Below are 16,105 nucleotides of genomic sequence, written 5' to 3'. Positions count from 1 at the left end.
GGCGTGCCCAGACTCGGACTCGGCGTCCCTGTTGAACCCTGCGGATCGTCAGGGGTCATCACCGCACTGTCAAGCGGCGTTGCGCATTCCGGACAATGGCGTTGCACATGATGCAACCGATCACAACGTTATAAACGGGCCGGCCGGAAGTATTGACACCCCGCCGACGGCGCCGCCAGCATGGGCGGCGGGCGAGTTTTGCCGACGTTGTAAATCGAGCATCGAGGGGCCCCGCGCGTCGCAGCAGCCCGCCCGCACAGCCGAGGGTGATCGGCTCTCTCTCGGTGGTCGCATCCGTCGTCTCCCGCGCTGCGCGGGCGATGGCGGACTCAGGACAGAGAGGATCAATGGTGATGGCATCTCGCCAGAGACGAACGCGCCGGTTCGGGATCGGGCGGCGCTTGGCCGCCCTGCTCCTCGGTGCCGCGATGGCCGTGGCCGCCCTCGTGGCGGCACCACCCGCGGTGACGGCGGAAACGCCGTGGGTCAGCGTGGACGAGAACGGCTTCGTCACGTTCACGATCTCCGCCGAGGAGGCACAGAGCACGTTCGGCGACTTCAGCCAGATCGTCGCCGAGGGCAACTTCGGCCCGTCGGCCAACTGGGCCCAGTGGGGCCTCACGCGACGCGGCAGCAACTGGACGTCGGTGATGGGGCCGCTCGAGCCCGGCCTGTACTACTACCAGTTCACCGCCGACGACACGAAGGTCGTGAAGGACCCGACGAACCCCACCAGCGTCGCGTCGGAGCCCGAGTGGAGCACCTTCTTCGTTCCGGGTGACTCCGCCGGCCTGCTGGCCGACGTGCCCGAGGGGCAGGGCGGCGCCATCGAGACGATGACCTACCGCAGCACGGTCACGCGCGGCGAGCGGTCCGCGCTGGTGTGGACGCCGCCGGGCTACGACGCCGGCCGCAAGGAGCCGTACCCGGTGCTGTACCTGCAGCACGGGGGCGGGCAGGGCTACCGCGACTGGGTCGAGGTGGGGCGCGCCAAGCAGATCTTCGACAACCTCACGCTCCGGGGCGAGATGGAGCCGATGGTCGTCGTGATGGGCGACGGCAACGTGCCGGACTTCCAGAAGGAGCTGCTGCGCAACATCGTGCGCGAAGCCCGCCACGACTACAACATCTCGCACAGTCCCTCGGAGCAGGCGCTGGCCGGGCTCTCGATGGGCGGGTTCCAGGCGTTGAGCACCCTGTTCGAGCGCCCGGGCGAGTTCGCGTACGTCGGCTCGTTCGCCGGCTCCCGCGACCTGCCCCGCGTCGATGCCGAGAAGATCAACGAGGGAACCGAACTGCTGCGTCTGTACACCGGCAACATCACCGACGGCGCGTACAACCGCACCTACCGCCTCATGCAGCAGCTCGACGCGGCCGGCATCGAGTACCAGTTCGACGGCGTCAACCCCGACCGCGGCCACAACTGGAACGCGTGGCAGGAGAACCTGATCGACTTCGTGCCGCGCCTGTTCCGCGACGCGCCCGACGACGGCCCGAGCCCCGGCCACCTGCCGCTGGAGAGCGAGTTCACCCAGCCGCCGGCCGGCACCACGCCGACGCCGTGGATCACGGACGACCGGTTCGTCACGTTCGAGACGACCACCGAGTTCAAGGATGCGCAGCACGTCACCGTGTGGGGCAACTGGGCGCCCGGCGGCAGCTGGATCCGCGTCGAGATGTCCCGCGTCGGCGACCGGTGGCGCGCCACCATCGGCCCGCTGAAGCCCGGGTTCCACCACTACCGGCTCATCGTCGACCGCGTCTCGACGAAGGACACCTCCAACCCCACCCGCGTGACCTCGGAGCCGACCTGGAGCACGTTCTTCATCCCCGGCGAGGAGGCGCGGCTGCTCGCCGACGTCCCCGAGGGTCAGGGCGGCACCGTCGAGACCATGACGTACCACAGCACTGTCGCGGGGGCGGAGCGGACGGCGTACGTCTGGACCCCGCCGGGCTACGACCCCGATCGCGCCGAGCCCTACCCCGTCTTCTACCTCCAGCACGGCGGCGGCCAGAACTACACGGACTGGATCGAGATGGGGCGGGCCAAGCAGATCCTCGACAACCACTTCCTCGACGGGAACCTCGAGCCGATGGTGGTGGTGATGGGCAACGGCAACTCGTCGAACTTCACCCGCGAGCTGCTCGAGAACATCGTCCCCGTGTCGCTCGAGCGGTACAACGTGTCCGACGACCCGGCGCGCCGCGCCCTCGCCGGACTCTCGATGGGCGGCGGGCAGACCTTCACCGTGCTCAAGACGCACCCCGGGGAGTTCGCCTACATCGGGACGTTCTCGGCCGGCTTCGGCAGCGCGACGGGGGTCGACGCCCAGGCGATCAACGACGGCACCACGCTGCTCAAGGTGTACGTCGGAGACCCGACGGACTTCGTCTACCCCGGGTTCATGAGCTCGCTCGCGACCATGGACCAGCTCGGCATCGACTACGTCTTCGACGGGCCGACGCCGGGGCCGCACGGGTGGGACGCCTGGCAGAAGAACCTGATCGACTTCGCGCCGCTGCTGTTCAGGCAGGGCTGACGAGGTCGCGTGGTGCGCATGCCCCACAGGTGCGCGTGGCCGGCCGGCGATCCCGGCCGGCCACGCCGCCGGTCGCCGTCGGCGCTGAGCCTCCGCAGCCGGCGCCGACGGCGCGGCCCGTGGTCAGCCCGGCCGGCCGAACCCCGTGGACTCGCGGGCGACGATCCGGAACTCGGACTTGACCAGCAGCGGCGGCAGCGGATCGCCGTCCTTCTCGTTGATGCGCTCGACGAGGAGCTCGACGGCCGTCTCGGCGATCTCGTCGCGTCCGGGGTCGACGCTCGACAGCGACGGGACGGAGAAGCGCGCCTCGTCGATGTCGTCGAACCCGATGACGGCGACGTCGCCGGGGACCTGCCAGCCCGCCTCGCCCAGCGCGCGCAACGCACCCAGCGCCAGGGTGTCGTTGAGCGCGAAGAGGCCGTCGAACGGGATGCCCGAGGCGATGAGCTCGCGCATCGCCTCGGCGCCGTTCTCGCGGTGCCACGGCGCCACCGCGCGGATGAGCTGCGGATCGAGGGGGATACCGGCCGCTTCGAGGGCGGCCTTGTAGCCACGCACGCGCAGGTCCGCCGGACGCACGTCCTCGCGCTGGTCAGGATGGGCGCCGATGAGCGCGATGCGCCGGCGGCCGATCTGCAGCAGGTGGTCGACGGCTGCCTTCGCGGAGCTCACGTTGTGCATCGTGACGTGGTCGGTGGGGCCGCCGAAGATCCGCTCGCCGAGCAGCACGAAGGGGAACGTGGGCCGGATGAGGTGGCGGTCGGCCTGGCCGAGTCGCTCCGGGCTGAACAGCAGTCCGTCGGTGAGGCGCAGGCGGCCGGCGCCGGTGACGACGGCGATCTCGCGGTCGCGGTCGCCGCTGGTCTGTTCCACCAGGACGCCGAGGTCGTGCTTCTCGGCGGCGCGGATGACGGAGTCGGCGAGCTCGGCGAAGTAGTTCTGCCGCAGCTCGGGCACGGCCAGCCCGATGACACCGGTGCGGCCCGACCGCAGGCCGCGCGCCGACAGGTTCGGCCGGTAGCCGAGCTCCTCGATGGCGGAGAGCACCCGCATGCGGGTCGACGGCCGGACATGCGGGAAGTCGTTGATCACGTTCGAAACGGTCTTGATGGAGACCCCGGCCGCCCGCGCGACGTCGTGCATCGTCGGGATCACGTAGGTGCCTCCTCGGTCCGGCGGCGCGGCCGCGCCCCCTCTGCATTGTATGGGCCGACCTGCGCTCCGACGGGGCAGGACAGTGCCGGCCGCATCGGTCTTGACAGGGGTGAAGCCCGTTGCCATAGTCAGCTTTATCGCTAAATATACAACGTTATAAATGCTCTTCGCGGCCGACCTCAGCATCCCGAAGGGAACTCACGCAATGAAGCGCAAGCACTTCCTCTCCGCGGTGGCGACGCTCGTCCTCGCCGGCTCACTGGCCGCCTGCTCGTCCGACGACGACGGCACCAACAGCAGCAGTGACAGCAGCGGTGGCGGCGGGTCCGACGCCGCCAACTGCACGAACACCATTCCCAAGCCGGACCTGCCCGCCGTGACACTGTGGGCCTGGTACCCGAACATGGAGCTCGTCGTCGACAACTTCAACGAGCTGAACGACGAGGTCCAGGTGTGCTGGACCAACGTCGGCGAGGGCGGCGACGAGTACGAGAAGTTCCAGACCGCCATCGCCGCCGGCACCGGCGCGCCGGACGTCATCATGATCGAGGCCGACCGGATCCCGACCTTCCAGGTGCAGGACGCGCTGGTCGACATCAGCGACTACGGCTTCGAGGAGGTCCGCGAGAACTACAGCGAGGGCGCCTGGCAGGACGTCTCGGTCGGCGACGCGGTCTACGGCGTGCCCGTCGACGGCGGCCCGATGGGAATGATCTACCGCAAGGACATCTTCGAGCAGTACGGCATCACGCCGCCCACCACCTGGGCGGAGTACGAGCAGGCGGCGCAGACGGTGCGCGACGCCGGCGGCCCGCTCTTCGGCGACCTCGGCGCCAACGTGCCGGCGGTGATGATGGCGCTGCAGATCCAGAACGGCGCCGACCCGTTCACCTACGACACCGACAACCCGGAGAACATCGGGATCGCGCTGAACGACGAGGCGTCCAAGGAGGTGCTGGACTACTGGGGCGGCCTGGTCGAGAAGGGCCTGGTCGGCACCCAGGACCAGTTCACCCCCGAGTACATCTCCGGAGTGATCAACGGCGACTACGCCACGTACATCTCCGCGGCCTGGGCGCCGGGCTACCTCACCGGCGCCGGCGTCGGCGAGGGCACGGACGCCGGCCAGTTCGCGGTCGCGCCGCTGCCGCAGTGGGACCCCGCCAACCCGGTGCAGGTGAACTGGGGCGGGTCCGCGTTCTCGGTGACCAGCCAGGCGTCGGACCCGGAGCTGGCGGCGCAGGCGGCCTTCGGCCTCTACGCCGACGAGGCGTCGCTCACCGACGGCTGGACCAACCAGGTCATCTTCCCGCTGAACCTCAACGCGCTCGAGGACCCCGCCTTCGCCGACCTCCAGGTGGAGTTCTTCGGCGGCCAGCAGGCGAACAAGGAGGTCTACATCCCGGCGGCGAACGCCTATGAGGGCTTCACCTACAGCCCGCTGCAGCAGTACTACTACGACGCGATGACCGAGCAGCTCGGAGCGCTCAACGAGGGCTCGATCACGGGCTCCGAGGCGGCGGACCGGCTGCAGGAGGACGTCGTCGGCTACGCCGAGGAACAGGGCTTCACGGTCGAGTGACCCGACCGGGTGGGGCCGGCTCGCCCCCCGCGCCGGCCCCACCCTCCGTCCCTGTCCGTCCACCGACTCCGGAGCACGAGAATGACCCTGCAGATCACCGAGACCGCGCCACCGCGCACCGAGAAGAAGAGCAGACGCAAGGCGGGCAAGACACCGCTGCGCGAGCAGCTCATCGGCTGGCTCTTCATCGGGCCGTTCGGGCTGGTCTTCCTCGCCTTCCTCGTCGCGCCGCTGGTCTACGCGCTCTACCTCAGCCTGTTCCGGAAGGCGATGATCGGCGGGACCAGCTTCGTCCTCCTGGAGAACTACACGAAGGCGTTCACCGACCCGAGCTTCCTCGACGGCGCGTGGTTCGTCATCCGGTTCTCGCTCGTCCTCATCCCGGTGCAGATGCTGATCTCGCTGGCGATGGCGCTCATCCTCGACATCGTCACGTCGCGGTTCGCGCGGTTCTCGCGGCTGATGATCTTCCTGCCCTACGCGATCCCCGCGGTCATCGGCGCGCTGATGTGGGGGTTCCTGTACAGCAAGAACTTCGGCCCGCTGGGTGACGTCTTCGGTCTGTTCGGCGCCACCGCGCCGGACTTCCTCAGCCGGGACCTGATCTTCTACGGCCTGCTCAACATCGTCACCTGGCAGTGGGCCGGCTACTACATGATCATCCTGTACGCCGCGCTGCAAGGCATCGACCCGACGCTTTACGAGGCCGCGCGCATCGACGGCGCCGGCAACTGGCAGATCACGCTGCGGATCAAGATCCCGCTGATCACCCCGGCGCTGCTGCTCATCCTGGTGTTCGCTCTGATCGGGACGCTGCAGTTCTTCAACGAGCCGAAGATCCTGCGCGACCTCGCCGCCGGCGCGATCGGGCCGGACTTCACGCCCAACATGTACGCCTACCAGCAGGCCTTCGGCCTGGCGAACTTCAACTACGGATCGGCCATCTCGTTCGCGCTCGGCGCCGTCGTCTTCGTCTGCGTCTACATCTTCCTGTTCGCGACCCGCAAGCGGGGGAGCTTCCTCTCATGACCGTGACCATCGACGCCGCCTCGCGACGCCGGCGGCCGCAGCGCCACCTGCCGCTGCAGATCCTCCTCGGCTTCCTGCTCGTCTACTTCCTCATCCCCTTCTGGTGGGTCGTCGTCAACAGCTCGAAGGACGCCGCGGGGCTGTTCGGCGGCGGCAACGCGCTCTGGTTCGCCGAGGACGTCGACTTCATCGGCAATCTCCAGGAGCTGTTCACCTACAGCGGCGGCATCTACACGCGCTGGCTGCTCAACTCCACGCTCTACGCCGTCGTGGGTGGTGTCGGCGCCACGGCGCTGGCGGTCCTGGCCGGCTACGGCTTCGCCAAGTACCGCTTCGCCGGCCGGCGGTTCAGCTTCGCCGTCCTGCTGGGCGCGGTGATGGTCCCGGCCACCGCGCTGGTCATCCCGACGTTCATCATGTTCTCCCGGCTGGGCCTGACGAACACGATCTGGGCGGTGATCCTGCCGTCGCTGCTCAACCCGTTCGGGGTGTACCTGATGCACGTCTACGTGCGCGACGCCGTTCCCGACGAGCTGCTCGACGCCGCTCGCGTCGACGGCGCGGGCGAGCTGCGCTCGTTCCTCCAGGTCGCGCTCCCGATGATGCGACCGGCGATGGTGACGGTCCTGCTGCTCTCGGTCGTGGCCACCTGGAACAACTACTTCCTGCCACTGGCGATGCTGTCGGACAACGACCTGTATCCCGTGACGGTCGGCATCGGGCAGTGGCAGGGCATCGCCTCGGCCAACAACTCTGGCGGCACGTCGCTGTGGAGCATCATCATCATGGGATCCCTCGTCTCGGTCATCCCGCTGATCATCGCCTTCCTCACGCTGCAGCGTCACTGGCGCGGAGGCCTGGCGATCGGCAGCTTGAAGTAGGCCGGCGCACGTCGTTGCCCGTCCGTCGACCGATAAGAGGATCATGACCCGCGCTCATCTGACCATCGACCCCTATTTCACCGTCGGCACCGTCAACCGCCGCCTCTTCGGCTCGTTCGTCGAGCACCTCGGGCGCGGTGTGTACGACGGCATCTACGAGCCCGGCCATCCGACCGCCGACGAGAACGGCTACCGCGAGGACGTCATCGCGCTGGTCCGGGAGCTCGGCGTCACCGCCATCCGCTATCCCGGCGGCAACTTCGTGTCCGGCTACCGCTGGGAGGACGGGATCGGGCCGCGCGAGCAGCGGCCGCGCCGACTGGATCTGGCCTGGCACTCCATCGAGACGAACGAGATCGGGCTGGACGAGTTCGCCGCCTGGCTGCGCAAGGTGGGCAGCGAGCTCATGTACGCCGTGAACCTCGGCACGCGCGGCGTCCACGAGGCGTTGGACGTCCTCGAGTACGCCAACGTCCCGTCGGGCACCCGCCTGTCCGACCTGCGCATCGCCAACGGCACGCCGGAGCCGCACGACATCCGGATGTGGTGCCTGGGCAACGAGATGGACGGCCCGTGGCAGCTCGGCCACGGCACGGCCGAGGAGTACGCGAGCCTCGCCGGCAAGACCGCCCGGGCCATGCGGCAGGTCGATCCCGGCCTCGAGCTGGTCGTGTGCGGCAGTTCCAGCGCGCAGATGGCGACGTTCGGCAGCTGGGAGCGGACGGTGCTCGAAGCGACCTACGACGACGTCGACTACATCTCGTGCCACGCCTACTACGAGCCGAAGGACGGCGACTACGCCAGCTTCCTCGCCTCGGCGGCGAACATGGACCGCTTCATCGAGTCCGTCGCTGCGACCGCCGACCACGTCAAGGCCGAGCGGCGCAGTACGAAGACCATGTACATCTCCTTCGACGAGTGGAACGTCTGGTACCAGTCGCGCTACCGCGGCGAGCGGCACACGCGCATCGACGACTGGCCGATCGCGCCCCGGCTGCTGGAGAACACCTACTCGGTGATGGACGCGGTGGTCTTCGGCAACCTGCTCATCTCGCTGATCAGGCACGCCGACCGGGTGACGTCGGCCAGCCTGGCGCAGCTGGTGAACGTCATCGCGCCCATCATGACCGAGCCGGGGGGACCGGCCTGGCGGCAGACCACGTTCCATCCGTTCGCGCTCACCTCGCGCCTGGCGCGCGGCGAGGCACTGGAGGTCAAGCTGGACAGCCCCACCTACACCTCGGCTCGGCACGGCGAGGTCACGGTCGTCGACGCGGTCGCGACGCACGACGCCGGCAGCGGTGCGACCGCGGTGTTCCTCGTGAACCGCGACGAGGAGACGGAGGCGGAGATCGAGATCGACGTCCGGATGCTCGGCGAGGTCGCTGTCCGCGCCGCGTGGACGCTGAGCGACAAGGACCCGCACGCCGCCAACACGCTGGAGCAGCAGGACCGCGTGCGCCCGGTGGCGAACCCGACGGCCGCTCTGAGCGACGGTACGGTGACCGTGTCGCTGCCGCCCGTCTCGTGGACCGCCCTGACCCTCGGATGAACGGAGTCCCCATGCTCAGGATCGACGGGAGCCGGATCGTCGCAGGCGACCAGCCCGTGGTGTTGCGCGGAGTCGGCCTCGGCGGCTGGATGAACATGGAGAACTTCATCACCGGCTACCCCGGGACGGAGTCGCAGCAGCGCAAGGCGCTGCGACGCGTCCTCGGCGACGAGGGCTACCAGCGGTTCTTCGACCGGTTCCTCTCCGTCTTCTTCACCGACGACGACGCCGCGCTGCTGGCCGGTCTCGGGCTCAACTCGGTGCGCATCCCGTTCAACTACCGCCACTTCGAGGACGACGCGGCGCCGTTCGAGCTCAAGCCGGAGGGCTTCGCACTGCTCGACCGCGTCGTCGACTCCTGCGCGCGGCACGGCATCTACACGATCCTCGACCTGCACGCCGTCCCCGGCGCCCAGAACCAGCACTGGCACAGCGACAACCCCACCCAGTGGGCCCACTTCTGGAGCCAGCGGCAGTTCCAGGACCGCGTCGTGCACCTGTGGGAGCGGCTGGCCGAGCACTATCGGGGCAACGCGTGGGTGGCCGGCTACAACCCGATCAACGAGCCCGGCGACGCCGAGGGCACGACCATCGGGCCGTTCTACCGGCGCCTCGAGGCGGCGATCCGCGCCGTCGACCCCGACCACATCCTCTTTCTCGACGGCAACCGCTACTCGACCCAGTTCGACCAGCTGGGCGACCCGCTGCCGAACTGCGTCTACACCGCCCACGACTACGCCCTGCCCGGCTTCGTCGACGGCGGTCCCTACCCCGGGGTGAGCAGGGGCGAGTACGTCGACCGCGACGGCGTGGAGAAGACCTTCCTCGCCCGTACCGAGTACATGCGCCAGACCGGCACGCCCATCTGGGTCGGCGAGTTCGGCCCCGTGTACACCGGCGACCCCGCCCGGGACGAGCAGCGCCTCCGGCTGCTCCAGGACCAGCTGGAGATCTATCGCCGGTACGACGCGAGCTGGGCGCTCTGGACGTACAAGGACATCGGCCTGCAGGGCCTGGTGACCGTCGATCCCGGCTCGCCGTACGCCCGGCGGGTGGCGCCGGTCGTCGAGAAGAAGGCGCGCCTCGGCGTCGACTCGTGGGGGTCGACCGATGCCGAGATCCGGCACATCCTGCAGCCCATCGAGGAGCTGTTCCACCGCGAGTTCCCCGACTTCCAGCCCTATCCGTGGGGCGCGCGGCGGTGGATCCACGGGCACGTGCGGCACGTGATGCTCGCCGAGGCGATGGTCGGCGACTTCGCGAAGGCGTTCCAGGGCGTCACCCCCGACGAGGCGGAACGGCTCGCGGACTCCTTCGCCCTCGACCAGTGCCGTGTGCGCGGCACGCTCGCCGACGTCCTCCGCGACGCGTGCGAGGGACCGGAGGTGACGCGCTGATGGCCGGCGACGGCATCCGCCGCAGCCGCGCGTGGTTCGGCGCCGCCGGCCGGTCGGGCATGATCTACCGGTCCTGGATGCGCAACCAGGGGTTCGGCGCCGAGATGTTCGACGGGCGGCCGGTCATCGGCATCGCGTCGACCTGGTCGGAGCTGGCGCCGTGCAACGCGCACCTGAACCGCGTCGCCGAGGCCGTGAAGCGCGGGGTCTGGCAGGCCGGCGGCTTCCCGCTGGAGTTCCCCGTCATGGCCACCGGCGAGACGCTGATCCGGCCGACCGCGATGTTCTACCGCAACCTGCTGGCCATGCAGGCCGAGGAGCTGATCCGGGCGAACCCGCTGGACGGCGTGGTGCTGCTGTCCGGCTGCGACAAGACCACGCCGGGCCTGCTCATGGGTGCGGCCAGCGTCGACCTGCCGGCCGTCATGGTCACCGGCGGGCCCATGCTCAACGGCAAGTTCCGCGGCCAGGACGTCGGCTCGGGCACGCATGTGTGGAAGTTCGAGGAGGACCTCAAGGCCGGCCGGATGACCCAGGAGGAGGTCTTCGAGGCCGAGGGCTGCATGGCCCGGTCCAACGGCCACTGCATGACGATGGGCACCGCGTCCACCATGGCCTGCATGGCCGAGGCGCTGGGCATGCAGCTGCCGGGCTCGGCGACGTGGCCGGCCGTGGACATGCGCCGGTTCGAGGTGGCGCAGGAGGCCGGCCGGCGCATCGTGGCGATGGTGGAGGAGGACCTGCGCCCGAGCGCGATCATGACCCGCGCCGCGTTCGAGAACGCGATCCGGGCCAACGCGGCCATCGGCGGGTCGACGAACGCGATCATCCACCTGCTGGCGATCGCCGGACGGCTGGGGGTCGAGCTGTCGCTGGACGACTTCGACGAGCTGGCCCGGCCGGTGCCCACGGTGGTGGACCTCATGCCGTCGGGCCGGTTCCTCATGGAGGACTTCTGCTACGCCGGCGGCCTGCCGGTGGTCCTGCGCGAGCTGGCCGAGGCCGGGCTGCTCGACGGCGACGCGCTCACCGTCACCGGGCGCTCCATGGGGGCGAACGTGGCGTCGGCGCAGTGCTGGAACCGCGAGGTGATCCGCCCGCTCTCCGAGCCGCTGCAGCCGGCCGGCTCCGGCACGGCGGTGCTGCGTGGCAACCTGGCGCCGGGCGGCGCCGTCGTCAAGCAGTCCGCGGCGTCGCCGGCGCTGCTGCGGCACACCGGCCGCGCCGTCGTCTTCGACACGCCCGAGGCCTACCACGAGGTCTGCGACGACCCCGGCCTCGACGTCGCCGCCGACGACGTCATCGTCATCCGCGGCGCCGGGCCGCGCGGCTACCCGGGCATGCCCGAGGTGGCCAACGTGCCCATCCCGACGAAGCTGCTGCGCGCCGGCGTCACCGACATGGTCCGCATCTGCGACGGCCGCATGAGCGGCACCGGCTACGGCACCGTCGTCCTGCACGTCGCGCCGGAGTCGGCGGTCGGAGGGCCGCTGGCGTTGGTGCGCACCGGCGACACCGTCACCCTCGACGTCCCCGCCCGCACGCTCACCCTGAACGTCGACGACGACGAGCTGCGGCGGCGCGGCGAGGCGTGGAAGCCGCCCGAGCCGGCCGAGGGCACCGGATACGGCTGGCTGTACACCCAGCACGTGCTGCAGGCCGACCGCGGCGCCGACTTCGACTTCCTGGTCGGCTCCCGGGGCGCGGCCGTGCCCCGCGAGTCGCACTGACGGTCAGGTGCGGGCCGCTTCCGGAGGTCGCGCCCGTAGCGTAGCGGCTCCTGCTCGGCCAGAGCCGTCGTCACGGTCGTCCAGTCCAGTGGGCCGGCGAACGAGAGCGGCCGTCGCGGGGCCGAGAGACGGCGGCGAGTGTCAGCCCGCCGCCTTCGATACCGACGTCGGCGCCATGGTGGTGACGACGCACGCCGCGGCCACGCCGTCACGGCCGCTCGGCTCGTCGGCGACGTCACCGTGACGACCTGACCCGAGACAGCACTGACGAGCCACCGCGGATGTCCCGATCGGCGGCGTGCATGAGCTTGGCTCGCCGAGAGTGACCATCCGTGCCGGATAGGCCCGGTTTGTGGAGCACTTCGGCGTGCCAAGGCAGCGGCCGCCGACATCGTGACGACGATGCCGACATCCTGACGACCACGCCCGGCGAGGATCGCCGGGAGTCACGTGGTTCAGAAGAAGATGACCGTGGCGGTGCCGTGGCGCCATGAGGTTCCGATGACGCCGCCGAGGTGGGCCGTCACCTCAGACTCTCCACCTGCTCCCGCTCGCTGGGTGCTCGGACCACGGTGCTGGTCCCGTCGATGGCGAGGTCGAGCACGGGAGCGAAGGTCCCGCCGAACCGGGCACGCGCCTCCTCCGCGGAGGCGTGCCGCGGATCCTCGCCGCCGGGGCCGAGGTAGTCGACGAAGCTGTGGACGTCGAGGGTGGGGAGGACGAGCCAGGCGTAGGCCTGGTATGGCTGCTCGGGCGGGTTCCGGAGGACCAGCCCGGAGCCGTTGAGGGGTTCGTACGGGCCGTCGATCGCGGGTGCGACGAATCCGTACAGACCGGTGGGCGCGCCGCCGGCGGGGTGGAACGCCTGCCGGGTGGTGCAGACGAACAGGTAGTAGCGCGATCGGTGGACGACGATGTGTGGCCGTTCGATCTCGTGGTTGACGCCGTCGGCGACCAGGAGAGGAGGGCCCAGCTCCCAGCCGTCGGCGGTGGCGGCGGCGAGCGCGATCGCGCCCATGAACCGGTCGCGCCAGGGCACCGACGCGGCGACGAGCAGGTACTCGCGGCCGTCGGCGGGGTCGCGGAACCGGTACGGATCACGGAACGCGCGGATCCGGCCCGGCCCTCCGTCCACCTCGTCCGCCGGCAGGTAGTGCGGGCCGTCCGCGCGCAGGACCTCGCGGTGCTCGGTGTCCCCGGTCAGGCGGATGCCGTCGGCGTCGCTGACCAGCTCGGCGCGCGCCTCGGCCACCCGCTGGTGGAAGGTCGGCGGCTCAGTGCCCCGCAGCCCGGCGGCGGTGTAGAACGTCGAGACCGAGCCGTCGGCGCGGCGGACCGCCGAGCCGGACCACTCCCGGCTGCCCAAGGACGCACCCGGCGCGAAGACGTCGCCCCGATCGGTCCATCGCCCGTCCAGGCGGGTCAGCAGGCGCAGGCGGGCCCGGTCGTGCCGCCCCTCGGGGTGGCCGCCGGCGGGTGCGGCGAGCGCCATCCAGAGCTCGGCGCCGTCGACTACCGCGGTCGAGCCGTCGTCCTCCTGGACCGGCCACATGTCCCAGACGTCGTGGCCGGGCAGCACCCGGGGGAGCGGCGCCACGATGACCGGAGCGGTGGCGCCGGGGGCGTGGACGATGCGGCCGACGTGCTGTGCGGTCCACCGTGCCGGCCGGCGACCGCTCACCACGTGACCACGGCCTGCTGCCGCAGCGCGTCCCTGGCGAGGCGCTCGCGCAGCCGGGGGAGGAGGGCCGGGTGCTGGGCGACGCCGCCACCGACGATGACACGCTGCGGTGCGAGGGCGTAGGCGGCGTTGGCGATGGCGTGTGCCAGGTACTCGGCCTCCAGGTGCCAGACGGCGGGATCGTCGAGGTCCTCGGCCGGGCGGCCCCATCGGTGCCGCAGCGCCTCGCCGGAGGCGAGCCCCTCGAGGCAGTCGCCGTGGTGGGGACAGCTGCCGGGGAACGGGTCGCGGGCGGTGTCGTGCGGGATGCGCAGGTGGCCGAACTCGAGGTGACCGCTGCCGTGCAGGAGCCGTCCGCCGACCACCGCGCCGGCGCCGATGCCGGTCCCCACGGTGATGTAGCACAGGCTGTGCAGTCCCGCGCCGGCGACGTGTCGCCATTCGCCGAGCGCGGCGGCGTTGACGTCGGTGTCGAGTGCGATCGGGACGCCCACGGCCTGACGGAGGGGAGACAGCAGGTCGGTGTCGCTCCAGTCGGGCTTGGGTGTGGTCGTGATGGAGCCGTGGGTGGGCGAGGCCGGGTCGAGGTCGAGCGGCCCGAAGCTGCCGACGCCGATGGCGCGGATCGTCTCGTGGCCCGCGAAGAACCGCACGGCACGACCGAGGGTCTCGTCGGGCGTCGTCGTCGGGATGACGTCGGTCGCGACGAGGTCACCCCGCTCGTCGGTGAGCCCGCAGACCCATTTCGTCCCACCGGCCTCGATGCCTCCGAAGGCCGGGCGCGCGGTCATCGCGGGCTCCACGACGGTCGGTTCATCCGTTCACCCCTTCACTGAGCCCTGGAGGAGGGCGGCGACGAATCGGCGTTGGAAGACCAGGAACACGAGGAGGGTGGGCGCCAGGATGAGCAGCGATCCCGCGCAGAGCAGCGGGATGTTCGTGCCCCACTGGCCCTGGAAGGCGCCCAGCGCCCCGGCCATCGTCCGACGCGTGGGATCGTCGACGAGGACGATGGCGAGCAGGAACTGGTTCCAGGTCCACAGGAACATGAGGATGGCCAGCGACGAGATGGCGGGCATGGCCAGCGGCACGTGGATCCGCCAGAACTGCTGCCACACGTTCGCGCCGTCCATCTCCGCGGCCTCGGAGATCTCGTCGGGCACGTTGATGAAGTGGGCGCGCATCCAGAAGACGGCGAACGGCATGAACAGCCCGATGAGCGGCAGGACGATCGCCCAGCGGGTGTTCAGCAGCCCGAGGTCGCGCATCTGGTAGTAGAGCGGGGTGACGATGCCCTCGTACGGGAGCGTCAGGCCGAACACGAACAGCAGGAACAACGCCCGGCGGCCGGCGATCCGCAGATGGCCGATGGCGAATCCCGCCATCGTGCCCAGCAGCAGCGCGACGGGCACGACCCCGGCCACGATCAGCGCGCTGGACTCCAGCAGCGCGCTCATGTTCGAGACTCGGAAGGCCTCGGCGAAGTTGCCCCATTGCGGGTCGTCGGGCCATTGCAGGCCGAGGGGATAGCTCCCCGACGGGTGCAGCGCGGTGACGAACAGGCTGACGAACGGGATGATGGTCACCGCCATCAGAGCGACGAGGAACAGCCGGCCGGTCCAGGCCTCGCGGCGTCCGACGATCACGAGGCCTCCCGGGTGAGTCGCTGGATGGGAAGCACGCAGGCCAGCACGAGGACCATCAGCACGACGGCGAGCGCGGAGGCGATTCCGACCTCGCGGTTGAAGAACGCCTGCCGGTAGATCTCCAGGCCGGGAACCATCGTCGAGTTGCCAGGACCGCCCTGGGTCGAGATGTAGATGATGTCGAAGCTGGCCAGCGCCGCGATGACGGTCACGGTGACGCAGACGCCGATCTCCTGACGCAGGCTCGGCACGGTGATCGAGAAGAACTCCCGCAGCGGCCCGGCACCGTCGATCCGCGCCGCCTCGTACAGCGCCGGGTCGATCTTGCTCATGCCGGCGAGGAGCAGCAGCGTGCACAGGCCCAGCAGCACCCAGGCCCCGATGACCCCGACGGCGGGCAGCGCGGTGCCGAAGTCGCCCAGCCAGGCCCGGGTGACGCCCCCGAGCCCGACGGCGGACAGGACCTGGTTGACCAGGCCGTCGGAGGCGAGCAGCCAGCTCCAGGTGATCCCGGCCGCGACGAGCGGGATGACCTGGGGAATGAAGATGACCGTCCGGGCGACGAGGGCGAGCCGCGTCGTGGCGATGCGCCGGATGGTGTTGGCGATCGCCAGTCCCAGCGCCACGGGGACCACGCAGAAGTACAAGATGAGCTCGAACGCGTGGAGGATGGTGTCGAACAGCTCGGGGTCGGTGAAGACCCGTCGGTAGTTGTCGAAGCCGACCCACGTCGACGCGCCGATGCCGTTCCACTGGTACAGCGAGTACTGGACGGTCAGGCCCATCGGCCACAGGACGAAGCTCGCGTACGCCACGATGGCGGGCGCGGCGAACAACCAGCCCGCCGTCTGCCGGGCGCGCCGTCGTGCCCGGCGGGCGGTCGGGCGGGCCGGCGCCGGCGGGGACCCC

12 protein-coding genes are annotated in these 16,105 nt (G+C 70.3%); 7 read left to right on the top strand and 5 right to left on the bottom strand.

Annotated features, from left to right (window positions below; all coding sequences use genetic code 11):
- Positions 1-401 precede the first annotated feature (401 nt).
- Complete coding sequence (locus DY240_RS20030; protein ID WP_233552809.1) at positions 402-2,540, top strand: alpha/beta hydrolase-fold protein; 2,139 nt, start codon at positions 402-404, stop codon at positions 2,538-2,540.
- A gap of 123 nt (positions 2,541-2,663) precedes the next feature.
- Here DY240_RS20030 and DY240_RS20025 read toward each other — a convergent pair whose 3' ends face one another.
- Positions 2,664-3,698, bottom strand: a complete 1,035-nt coding sequence (locus DY240_RS20025; RefSeq protein WP_119661614.1) for a LacI family DNA-binding transcriptional regulator — start codon at positions 3,696-3,698, stop codon at positions 2,664-2,666.
- Between the two features lie 205 nt (positions 3,699-3,903).
- Here DY240_RS20025 and DY240_RS20020 point away from each other — a divergent pair, with 205 nt between their 5' ends.
- The 6 genes from DY240_RS20020 to DY240_RS19995 all read left to right on the top strand — a co-directional run bounded on the left by DY240_RS20020 (position 3,904) and on the right by DY240_RS19995 (position 11,869).
- Positions 3,904-5,280 carry an ABC transporter substrate-binding protein gene (locus DY240_RS20020; RefSeq protein WP_119661613.1) on the top strand — a complete coding sequence of 459 codons (1,377 nt, stop codon included), beginning with the start codon at positions 3,904-3,906 and terminating at the stop codon, positions 5,278-5,280.
- A gap of 81 nt (positions 5,281-5,361) precedes the next feature.
- Positions 5,362-6,309, top strand: a complete 948-nt coding sequence (locus tag DY240_RS20015) for a carbohydrate ABC transporter permease (RefSeq protein WP_119661612.1) — start codon at positions 5,362-5,364, stop codon at positions 6,307-6,309.
- Complete coding sequence (locus DY240_RS20010) at positions 6,306-7,190, top strand: carbohydrate ABC transporter permease (RefSeq protein WP_119661611.1); 885 nt, start codon at positions 6,306-6,308, stop codon at positions 7,188-7,190. The genes DY240_RS20015 and DY240_RS20010 overlap by 4 nt, the downstream gene beginning before the upstream one ends.
- 43 nt (positions 7,191-7,233) lie before the next feature.
- Complete coding sequence (gene arfA / locus DY240_RS20005; protein WP_119661610.1) at positions 7,234-8,742, top strand: arabinosylfuranosidase ArfA; 1,509 nt, start codon at positions 7,234-7,236, stop codon at positions 8,740-8,742.
- Positions 8,743-8,753: 11 nt separating this feature from the next.
- The gene (locus DY240_RS20000; RefSeq protein ID WP_119661609.1) at positions 8,754-10,139 is read left to right on the top strand and encodes a glycoside hydrolase family 5 protein; all 1,386 of its coding nucleotides are present in this window, start codon (positions 8,754-8,756) and stop codon (positions 10,137-10,139) included.
- Positions 10,139-11,869: an IlvD/Edd family dehydratase gene (locus tag DY240_RS19995; RefSeq protein WP_119661608.1), complete on the top strand. Its 1,731-nt coding sequence runs from the start codon at positions 10,139-10,141 to the stop codon at positions 11,867-11,869. Before DY240_RS20000 ends, DY240_RS19995 begins: the two co-directional genes overlap by 1 nt.
- Positions 11,870-12,392: 523 nt before the next feature.
- Here DY240_RS19995 and DY240_RS19990 read toward each other — a convergent pair.
- The 4 genes from DY240_RS19990 to DY240_RS19975 form a co-directional block, all read right to left on the bottom strand.
- Complete coding sequence (locus tag DY240_RS19990; protein WP_119661607.1) at positions 12,393-13,550, bottom strand: glycoside hydrolase family 68 protein; 1,158 nt, start codon at positions 13,548-13,550, stop codon at positions 12,393-12,395.
- Positions 13,547-14,341, bottom strand: coding sequence for an ROK family protein (locus tag DY240_RS19985; RefSeq protein WP_119661606.1), 795 nt, complete (start codon positions 14,339-14,341; stop codon positions 13,547-13,549). The genes DY240_RS19990 and DY240_RS19985 overlap by 4 nt, the downstream gene beginning before the upstream one ends.
- Before the next feature lie 30 nt (positions 14,342-14,371).
- Positions 14,372-15,196: a carbohydrate ABC transporter permease gene (locus DY240_RS19980; RefSeq protein WP_119661605.1), complete on the bottom strand. Its 825-nt coding sequence runs from the start codon at positions 15,194-15,196 to the stop codon at positions 14,372-14,374.
- On the bottom strand, positions 15,193-16,105 hold a 913-nt coding region (locus DY240_RS19975; RefSeq protein ID WP_199701836.1), incomplete at its 5' end, for a carbohydrate ABC transporter permease. The genes DY240_RS19980 and DY240_RS19975, both read right to left, overlap by 4 nt.

Source organism: Jiangella rhizosphaerae, from assembly GCF_003579925.1.
Taxonomy (GTDB): domain Bacteria; phylum Actinomycetota; class Actinomycetes; order Jiangellales; family Jiangellaceae; genus Jiangella; species Jiangella rhizosphaerae.
Note: the sequence above shows the minus strand (reverse complement) of the source record. Positions and strands in the feature narration are given on the sequence as shown.